Raw genomic sequence first — 8,065 nt, 5'->3', positions numbered from 1 at the left:
TTCGTTTGCCATTTGCGCGTCCAAATATCGAAAGTAAACGCCTTTCTTGGCAGGTTTACAAGCAATATTTTTGCCCTATGGCCTAACCGACCACTTATCCTTCATGCAATCGCCCTGTAAAACGGTCAGCCAGGCAGGACAACTGGCCGTGGTTCATGCTAAGCTGTCACTTCGCTAGGGGTCCTGGAGTAGTCATCCGGGTGAGAGATACCCTTCGTACCTGATCTGGATAATGCCAGCGAAGGAAAGCGCAAAGTACCTCCCTCCTTTGATAGCTCCTGCGTTGGCGCCAGCCGAACAAGCAGCCTGCCGTGCCTCTCCAGGACGCGGCTTGAACCACGAGCAATCTATGTCCACACCGAATTTATCCATTTCTGTTTTGACCCTGGCCATCCTGCACGCGTTTGCCGCGCCCGCCTTGGCCGTAAATGACACTGCCGATGCTGTCGCCGAACCGCAGGCGCAAAGCATGGCCGAAGTCGTCGTCACGGCCAGCAAGGCGCCGGCCGCCAAGCGCGCCTCCGTGGGCGGTTTTTCCGACGCGCCACTGCTGCAAACGCCGGCCGCCGTCACTGTCATTTCGCAAAAAGAGTTGCAGGACTTGCAAATCCGCAACCTCAGCGATGCCGTCAAGCTCGACGCCAGCATTAACGATTCCTACAACGCCGTCGGCTATGCGGAACAGTTCACGATCCGCGGCTTTAAACTCGACACCAATTCGAGCTACCGCAAGGATGGCGTGGCCATTCCCGGCGACACGCAAATCGCGCTGGAAAACAAGGAACGCATCGAAGTGCTGAAGGGCCTGGCCGGCTTGCAAGCGGGCGTGGCCGCGCCGGGCGGCGTGATTGACTTCATCGTCAAGCGCCCCACTGCGGCACCGCTGCGCACCGTCACCGTCGAAGCGCGCGAACGGGGCACCTTGTACGGCGCCATCGACTTGGGCGGACGCCTGGAAGACAAGCGCTTCGGCTACCGCGTCAACGTGGCCGCCGAACGCCTGCGCTCGTACATCAAGGGCGCCGACGGCAACCGCAAGTTCATTTCCGGCGCCTTCGACTGGCAGATTTCGCCGCAAGCCCTGCTGCAGCTCGACGCCGACTACCAGGACAAGGCGCAAGTGACGGCGCCCGGCTTCCAGCTGCTGAGCAACGGCAGCCTGCCCGCCAACGTCAGCGCCGACACCATGCTCAACAAGCAGCCATGGACGCATCCGGTGGAGACAATCACCAGCAACATCGGCCTGCGCTTCCAGTACGCCTTCAATGACGACTGGCATGCCACGCTGTCGGCCAACCAGCACTCATTCAAGCGCGACGACTACACGGCCTACCCGTATGGCTGCAGCCCGGAAGGCTGGGACCCCTTGTTTTGCAGCAACGGCGATTTCTCCGTGTGGGACTACCGCAGCCTGGGCGAGACGAAAAAGCCGCTGAGCGCGCAAGCCATGCTCCAGGGCAAGTTCGCCACGGGCAGCCTGCGCCATGAATTCACGGCCGGCGTAGCGTATTTCAACCGCAAAGACCGGGCTGGCCTGTATGTGTACGATGAAGCGGGTATCAGCAACATCTATCGCCCCACCATCGTCGCCCCGTCCGATGGCGTCACCGGTCCCGTGCGCCTGGTGCGCAACGACAAGGAACAATCCGTCTTCGTGCAGGACATCGTCAGCCTGGCCCAAAACTGGAAACTGCATGGCGGTTTGCGCCATATCAATGTCGATGGCTACCAGTATGTCTTGAAGGCCAATACGGAAATTCGCGCCAAGCATGACTTCCTGCTGCCGAATGTGGCGCTGGTGTACAACCCGCAAGACAATATCGCCGTGTATGCGTCCTACTCGCAAGGCATGGAGCATGGCGGCACGGCTGACCGCTATGCGGAAAACGCGAATGTGGAACTGACGCCGAGCCGCTCCAAGCAGATCGAATTGGGCGTGAAGGCGGACCTGACGCCGGACTTCATGGTCGCCGCCAGCCTGTTCCAGATCCGCAAGGGCCTGGAATTCAACCAGTACCTCGATAGCGGCAAAACCAGCTACCACTTCGTGCGCGAAGGCCAGGCCCAGCACCGTGGCCTGGAACTGTCGGCGCAAGGCAAGGCTTCCGCCAACCTGAGCCTGGGCGCCTCCGTCACGGCCCTGAACAGCCAGCAGTCAGGCACGGGCAATGTGGATCTCGATGGCAAGCGCGTGCCCAACGTGCCTGCCTTCAAGGCAGCCGTGCGCGCCGACTACGCCGTGCCGCAAGTGGCGGGCTTGAATATCAATGGCAGCTGGGAATATGCGGGCAAGAAGGCGTTTGAGTACAGCAACACCACCTTCGTGCCCTCGTACAGCGTGTTCAACCTGGGCGCCGCCTACGCCACGCGCATCGCCGGCACGCCAGCCGTGCTGCGCGCCACCGTCAACAACGTGACAGACAAGTTCTACTGGCGCGACGTGACGCCGGAAGCGGGCGGCTATCTGTTCCCGGGCGCCAGCCGCACTTTGAAAGTGTCGGCGCAGCTTGATTTTTAATTGAGGGAAATAGCAGGCGCAGCGTCAAGCGCCTGCTGCAGCAAGGGCGCCGCCTGGGCCAGGCGGGCGTCCAGGCTGTCGTGCAGCACGTGGTAGACGATGCCGCGCGCGTCGAGTTCATCGAGCAGCAGGCGATAGATCAGCTGGCGCACGGCTTCCGACTCACGCTGCAAGCCGTCGGCCACCCAGGGGCTGTCGGGCGCCGTCACCAGGGTCAGGTCATACTGCGCGGCATCGGCCAGCGCTGTCAGTTGCGCATCTGCACCATCAAAATAATGACGGCTGTAGACCACCGTCATCAAGGGCGTGGTGTCGCAAAACAGGAATTGGCGCGCCTGCGCGGCAGCGGCCGCTTCGCGTTCCACTTGCGTACGCGCAATACCATACTGATCGCCAGCGACGGGCACCCTGCCCTGCGTTGCCACGAATTCGCGCAAGTATTCCGGCACCCAGACGCTGCCATAGCGTTCGGCCAGGGCAGCCGCCAGGGTCGACTTGCCCGACGATTCCGCACCCAGTATCGCCACGCGCACGCAATGCGCCATCACTTGAGGACCATCGCGTCGGGTGCGGCAGGCGCCGATTTTCTCCATGCCAGCAAGCCGATGATGGCCATCACGACAAAGAAGGCATACAGGATGGCCGTCAGGGTCAAGCCTTTATGTACATACAGCCACACATACAGCACGTCGACGATGATCCAGGCGATCCAGTTTTCCAGTTTCTTGCGCGACAGCAAGAATTGCCCCACCAGGCTGCCAGCCGTCAAAAAGCCGTCCGCGTGCGGCACGTCCGTGTCGGTCGTCGTCAGCAGCCAGGCGATGAGCAGGAAGCCGATCAGCCAGCCCACGGCGCAGGCCGCCCAGCCACGCCCGTCCAGGCGCGTCACGGGCAAGGTCTTGCCGCCGCTGGCCGGGTGCAGCCATTGATACCAGCCCCAGAATGAGACGCTGATGAACAGCAGCTGCAAGGCCATGTCGCCATACAGGCGCGACTCGAAAAACACGAAACCGTAGGCGGCCGAGGAAATGATGGCAAACAGCCAGGCCCAGTGGTTCTGGCGGATGTTGAGCGCAACGGTTGTCAGTGCCAGGACAAAGGAAATCAGTTCAAGCGGCGTGGTGGCAAAACCCAGCAGGAGAAGCGTATCGTTCATGGGAATCGTGATGAGGCTGGTGGTGCAGTATGCAATACCGGGCATGAATTAGCAAGATTGAGCAAGATTGCACGCGCCGTCACGCCCCGGCCCCGGCCCTCTGCGTGGCTATTGCAGCACTCAGGAAAAGCCGCCCTTTGCCGCGCGCGCCAGCGAGCGCTGCACGATCAGCTTGTGGAACGGGCGTATCAGCACGATATACGCACGCCCCACCCGGTTATGGCAATGCACGACGCTGGCCAGGGTCACGCTGCCATGGCGCCCAGCATCCCTGTTGCGCAGCACCGACAAGCGGAAGTCAAGCGTGCTTTCAGTATGTGCTGCAAACGGCGGGCGCAGCCGTGCGCGAAGCCGGTGTCGATCCCCGCTGGGACAAGGCCGCCGCCAGCGCCGGCTGGTCGCTGGGCCACGGCTATGTGATGCTGCTGCTGAGTGGCCGCCTGGCCATGACGGACGGTGGCGACGAGCTATCACCGGCCATGGTGCCGCGGTTTTTTCAGTTGCCGGTGGAGGCATTGATGCAGGCGAAGAATAAAACGGCACAAAAACCATAAAATCAAACAGAATCAGTTATTGGGAGGCGTGCTGATTGCCACTTCCGCTTTCGGCCAAAAACGGCCTCTCAGGATCACCCGTCGCTATTTTGTGGCATGCACAGATCTAACTTCATGCAGGGAAGTCAGGTGTGGGTGTTACCTTCGCGCAACGATTTGTAAATCAGCGTAAAACGGTGAAAGATTAAATCAAGCCTGAATCGATACTTACACGCGCTAGGTAGACTTTGCTCATCCCAACGACAGAGTCCCATCTACAATGAAAAATCCCAGCCGCAAGATTGCCTGCTACGCTGCCGCGATCAGTGTTTTACTATCCGGCTGCGGTAGCAACGTCAGCGACACCATCAATACTGCCGCCGCGACAACCGCTGCCCCGAAAATCATCAGCCAACCAGCATCAGTCTCGATCGCGACGAACAGCAGCGCAGTGCTGTCCGTCATCGTCGACGGGACCAGCCCGACTTTCCAGTGGTACAAGGATGGCGCTACCGTGACAGATGCGACCGCCGCAAACTATACCGCGACTGCAGCCGGAACCTATTATGTCGTCACGACCGATACGCATGGTTCGGTGAGCAGCGCCAATGTAGTGGTAACGGTGACGAGCCTACCGCAGATTGTCGTCCAGCCCATATCAGCAACGATCCTGACCGGCTCGTCCCAGACCCTGCACGTCGATGCAAGCGGTGGCGGCCTCGGCTACCAGTGGTCGAAGGACGGCGTGACCATAACAGGAGCCACGCAGGCGAGCTACGCTGTGACGGCGGCTGGCAGCTACGCGGTGGTCGTTACCAATGCGTCAGGCAGCGTTACAAGCAGCGCTGCATCCATTGCCGTCAGCGCGACACTGGCCGCGCCCGTGTTCACGACGCAGCCAGTGTCATTGACAGTGAACTCCGGCGCGAAAGCCACGCTTAACGCTGCGGCCACTGGCACCAGCATCGCGTACCAGTGGCTCCTGAACGGCGTGGCTATCGCCGGCGCAACCGATCACAGTTTCAGCGTGCCAGTCGCTTCCAGTGCAAACGCCGGGACGTACACCGTCACCGTCACCAATACTGCTGGCAAGGTAACCAGCAATAGCGCTACGCTGACCGTCAACACGCTGACCGCTGGGATCAATACCAATGCTGTCGTGAATGCCGCAAACGCGTTTCTGGACACGCTGTCGGCGTCTCAGAAGACGGTGGCGACGGTGAGCACCGATGCGACCACGGTTTTGTTCTCCTACACACTGGATAACGCCATTCAGTGGACGAACCTGCCCGGCAACCGACATGGCCTGCGCCTGAACAGCACAACGCTGACCACCGCCCAACTGGCGGCGGCAAACACCGTGCTCGCCCAGGCGATCAGCGCTACCGGCCTCGACCTGGTCAACGAGCTCCGTGCAGCCGACGATATCCTCTCCACCGCCCAGGCGAGCGGCAGCGGCGCCGGCCCGGGTACAGGCAGTGGCACGGGAACCGACACCGGCATACCACCGACTGGCACGCCACCGGCTGGCATGGACCCTGGCGCGCCGCCGCCAACCGGAACGGGTACGGGCACCGACATGACAGGCGCCGCCGGTGGCTACGGCGCCGGGCAATACTCGATCGCTTTCATCGGCACACCGTCAAAAACGGCGCCCTGGATATTGCAACTGGCCGGTCACCATCTGGCCTACAACATCACCTACAACACCGGCAAGACGAGTGCGACGCCCTACTTTATTGGCGTCGAGCCGCCGAACTGGTCGGTCGATGTAAGCGGTACGGTCACGGTTGCGGCCACGGCCACCACGGCGGGCATCCAGCACGCGCCTCTGGAGCGGCAGCGCAAGGCGATGTACAACCTGGCCGAGTCAATTTATGCGAACGCAACGACCGCCAGCACGGCGAAGCTGTCAGGAACATTCACCGATGTCGTCATGGGCGCGTCGGGCAACACGGATGCGAACTTCAAGACGCTGGCTTATCCGACTTCGGGCCGAGGCTTGCAGTACAGTGCAATGAACGTGACCCAGCAAGCCTACGTGCGGGCCGCGATCACCGCCTGGGTCGACAACCAGGCGTCCGACGTGGCCAGTACACTTCTGGCGACTTACCTCACCACCGATGCCCTGAACAATACCTACGTGGGTTACGGCGTCGGCCAGAATGGCGTGAAAGCGGACTTCGGCGCGTACCCGAACGCAGTGGCGTCGCCACTCGAGGCTCAGCGTTCGTACATCCGCATCGATGGACCACGGGTCTGGATCGAGCTCGTCATCCAGCAGGGCATCGTATACGGCACCGACGTCCACTATCACTCGATCTGGCGCGATAAAACCGCCGACTACGGGGGCAGCTTCTGAACGGTCGCGCAATGACAGTATGTGTCGGCCGGGCGATGGCATGCTCGGTTCTGCTGTGGAGCGGCATGCTGGGGGCGCCTGCCATCGCCCACCCATCACCCTCTACTGAGGTGCTGCTGCAGGTGCAATCAGGCGCCATCAGCGCGCAGGTCACGCTCCCTGTCGACGAACTGAAGCTGGCATTTCCCACGCCGCTCGTCGACGCCACCGGCACGCGTGCTCAGCTAAACGATGCTCAGTTAAGCGCTTACCTTGTGGCGCACATCCGTCCGGTCGCGCCTAACGGCCAGGCGTGGTCGCTCAAGGTCGCGGCAATCCACTGGGAGCTGGGACGCACGCCGCAGGACGTGTTGGCATCAGTTCTTATGCAACCACCGGTGGGTGCATCGCTTAGCACGCTAACCCTGGGCATCGACCTGATAGCCCATGCAGTGCCGAACCACATCACGCTGGTGGCCATGCGTGACCGAGGTGGCAGCGCCGACGCGAAGCCGCACATGCTCGACACGCTGCATTATGGTCACCGCAGCGTGGTAATCAGCTGCGCCGAGCCGCCGTGGTGGCAGACGTTCGCCGACTTGTTCCAGCTCGGCATGGCGCATATCGCGGAAGGCACCGATCATCTTCTGTTCTTGCTGACGCTGCTGCTTCCGGCCGCACTGCGCCCGGAAGGACGCCGCTGGGGCGGTTTCGCCGGCACCCGCCATCTGGTAAGCAGGCTGCTCACCGTCGTGACGGCGTTCACGATTGGGCATTCGCTGACACTGTTGCTGGGTGCGACCGGCCTCGTCATACCACCGGCGCAACCAGTGGAAGTGGCGATCGCACTGTCGATCCTAGTGTCCGCCGTGCATGCCTGGCGCCCGCTGTTCGCAGGCTACGAAGGTTGGATCGCCGGCGCGTTCGGCCTGATCCATGGTATGGCTTTTGCCACGGTGATACGCGACTTGCAGCTGGAAGGCGCACGCCTTGCCGCCAGCATACTAGCGTTCAACCTGGGCATCGAAACCGTTCAGGCGCTGCTGGTTTTGTTGGTCGCACCGTTGTTAGTGGTGCTAGCCCGAACACGATGGTATCAGCCGGCGCGCCAATTGCTGGCCGCGAGCGCGGCGATCATGGCCGTCGTCTGGATGGTCGAAAGGGTAAGCGGTGTGGTCAGCTCTGGCATGACCTGAATTGGGGTCGCAAGCCGTCCTCATAGAACGTGCAGGTCGGTTGCCATTGGTGGCAAAGCGGTTTCGAGATGGTCGCCTTTCAAGTTGGATTTTTTGTCAATTTTCGTGGGTATTCCCATAATTCAGTGCGTTAAGGCCACCTCTAAAGTGCATGGCGGGATCGCATGGCGGTGTCCATGGCGGGGTCACACACATGGCGGTGTCTGAGGTGTACTGTCAATAGCGGACACTCTTGTTTCAAGCCGCCCGTGATTGTTTGCTGAATTTTTCAGCAAACAACGCGGGTGGAACATTGCCAAGGCGCGAGTGGCGCCGCTGGCG

Annotated in this window: 7 protein-coding genes and 1 riboswitch; of the genes, 4 read left to right on the top strand and 3 right to left on the bottom strand. The window is 61.3% G+C overall.

The features are described 5' to 3' along the window. Positions 1-166 precede the first annotated feature (166 nt). A riboswitch (TPP riboswitch) is annotated at positions 167-264 on the top strand. Positions 265-349: 85 nt separating this feature from the next. Further along, the gene (locus ACQ4W6_RS25360; RefSeq protein ID WP_436569927.1) at positions 350-2,518 is read left to right on the top strand and encodes a TonB-dependent siderophore receptor; all 2,169 of its coding nucleotides are present in this window, start codon (positions 350-352) and stop codon (positions 2,516-2,518) included. Here the strand turns inward: ACQ4W6_RS25360 and ACQ4W6_RS25355 are convergent. From ACQ4W6_RS25355 to ACQ4W6_RS25345, 3 genes are all read right to left on the bottom strand, one after another. Beyond that, positions 2,515-3,063, bottom strand: a complete 549-nt coding sequence (locus tag ACQ4W6_RS25355) for an AAA family ATPase (RefSeq protein WP_436569929.1) — start codon at positions 3,061-3,063, stop codon at positions 2,515-2,517. The two genes, ACQ4W6_RS25360 and ACQ4W6_RS25355, sit on opposite strands and share 4 nt — an antisense overlap. Continuing rightward, entirely contained in the window at positions 3,063-3,674 is a 612-nt protein-coding gene (pnuC, locus tag ACQ4W6_RS25350; protein WP_436569926.1) for a nicotinamide riboside transporter PnuC, read from the bottom strand. The genes ACQ4W6_RS25355 and pnuC overlap by 1 nt, the downstream gene beginning before the upstream one ends. Positions 3,675-3,794: 120 nt before the next feature. After that, positions 3,795-4,013 (bottom strand): DUF2867 domain-containing protein, encoded by a 219-nt coding sequence (locus tag ACQ4W6_RS25345; RefSeq protein WP_436569928.1) that lies wholly within the window; start codon positions 4,011-4,013, stop codon positions 3,795-3,797. Between the two features lie 2 nt (positions 4,014-4,015). On the opposite strand from ACQ4W6_RS25345, the gene ACQ4W6_RS25340 reads away from it, so the two are divergent. The 3 genes from ACQ4W6_RS25340 to ACQ4W6_RS25330 all read left to right on the top strand — a co-directional run bounded on the left by ACQ4W6_RS25340 (position 4,016) and on the right by ACQ4W6_RS25330 (position 7,744). After that, positions 4,016-4,228, top strand: coding sequence for a hypothetical protein (locus tag ACQ4W6_RS25340; RefSeq protein WP_436569930.1), 213 nt, complete (start codon positions 4,016-4,018; stop codon positions 4,226-4,228). Between the two features lie 259 nt (positions 4,229-4,487). Further along, positions 4,488-6,569, top strand: coding sequence for a DUF3500 domain-containing protein (locus tag ACQ4W6_RS25335; protein WP_436569925.1), 2,082 nt, complete (start codon positions 4,488-4,490; stop codon positions 6,567-6,569). 65 nt (positions 6,570-6,634) lie between these two features. Continuing rightward, positions 6,635-7,744 carry a HupE/UreJ family protein gene (locus ACQ4W6_RS25330; protein WP_436569924.1) on the top strand — a complete coding sequence of 370 codons (1,110 nt, stop codon included), beginning with the start codon at positions 6,635-6,637 and terminating at the stop codon, positions 7,742-7,744. Positions 7,745-8,065: the final 321 nt, after the last annotated feature.

The organism is Janthinobacterium woesei, assembly GCF_051380875.1.
In the GTDB taxonomy this organism is placed as follows: domain Bacteria; phylum Pseudomonadota; class Gammaproteobacteria; order Burkholderiales; family Burkholderiaceae_D; genus Janthinobacterium.
Note: the sequence above shows the minus strand (reverse complement) of the source record. Positions and strands in the feature narration are given on the sequence as shown.

Coding starts and splice junctions, on each gene's coding strand:
- ACQ4W6_RS25360 (WP_436569927.1), top strand. CDS start 350: ATGTCCACACCGAATTTATCCATTTCTGTTTTGACCCTGGCCATCCTG.
- ACQ4W6_RS25330 (WP_436569924.1), top strand. CDS start 6,635: ATGCTGGGGGCGCCTGCCATCGCCCACCCATCACCCTCTACTGAGGTG.
- ACQ4W6_RS25335 (WP_436569925.1), top strand. CDS start 4,488: ATGAAAAATCCCAGCCGCAAGATTGCCTGCTACGCTGCCGCGATCAGT.
- pnuC (WP_436569926.1), bottom strand. CDS start 3,674: ATGAACGATACGCTTCTCCTGCTGGGTTTTGCCACCACGCCGCTTGAA.
- ACQ4W6_RS25355 (WP_436569929.1), bottom strand. CDS start 3,063: ATGGCGCATTGCGTGCGCGTGGCGATACTGGGTGCGGAATCGTCGGGC.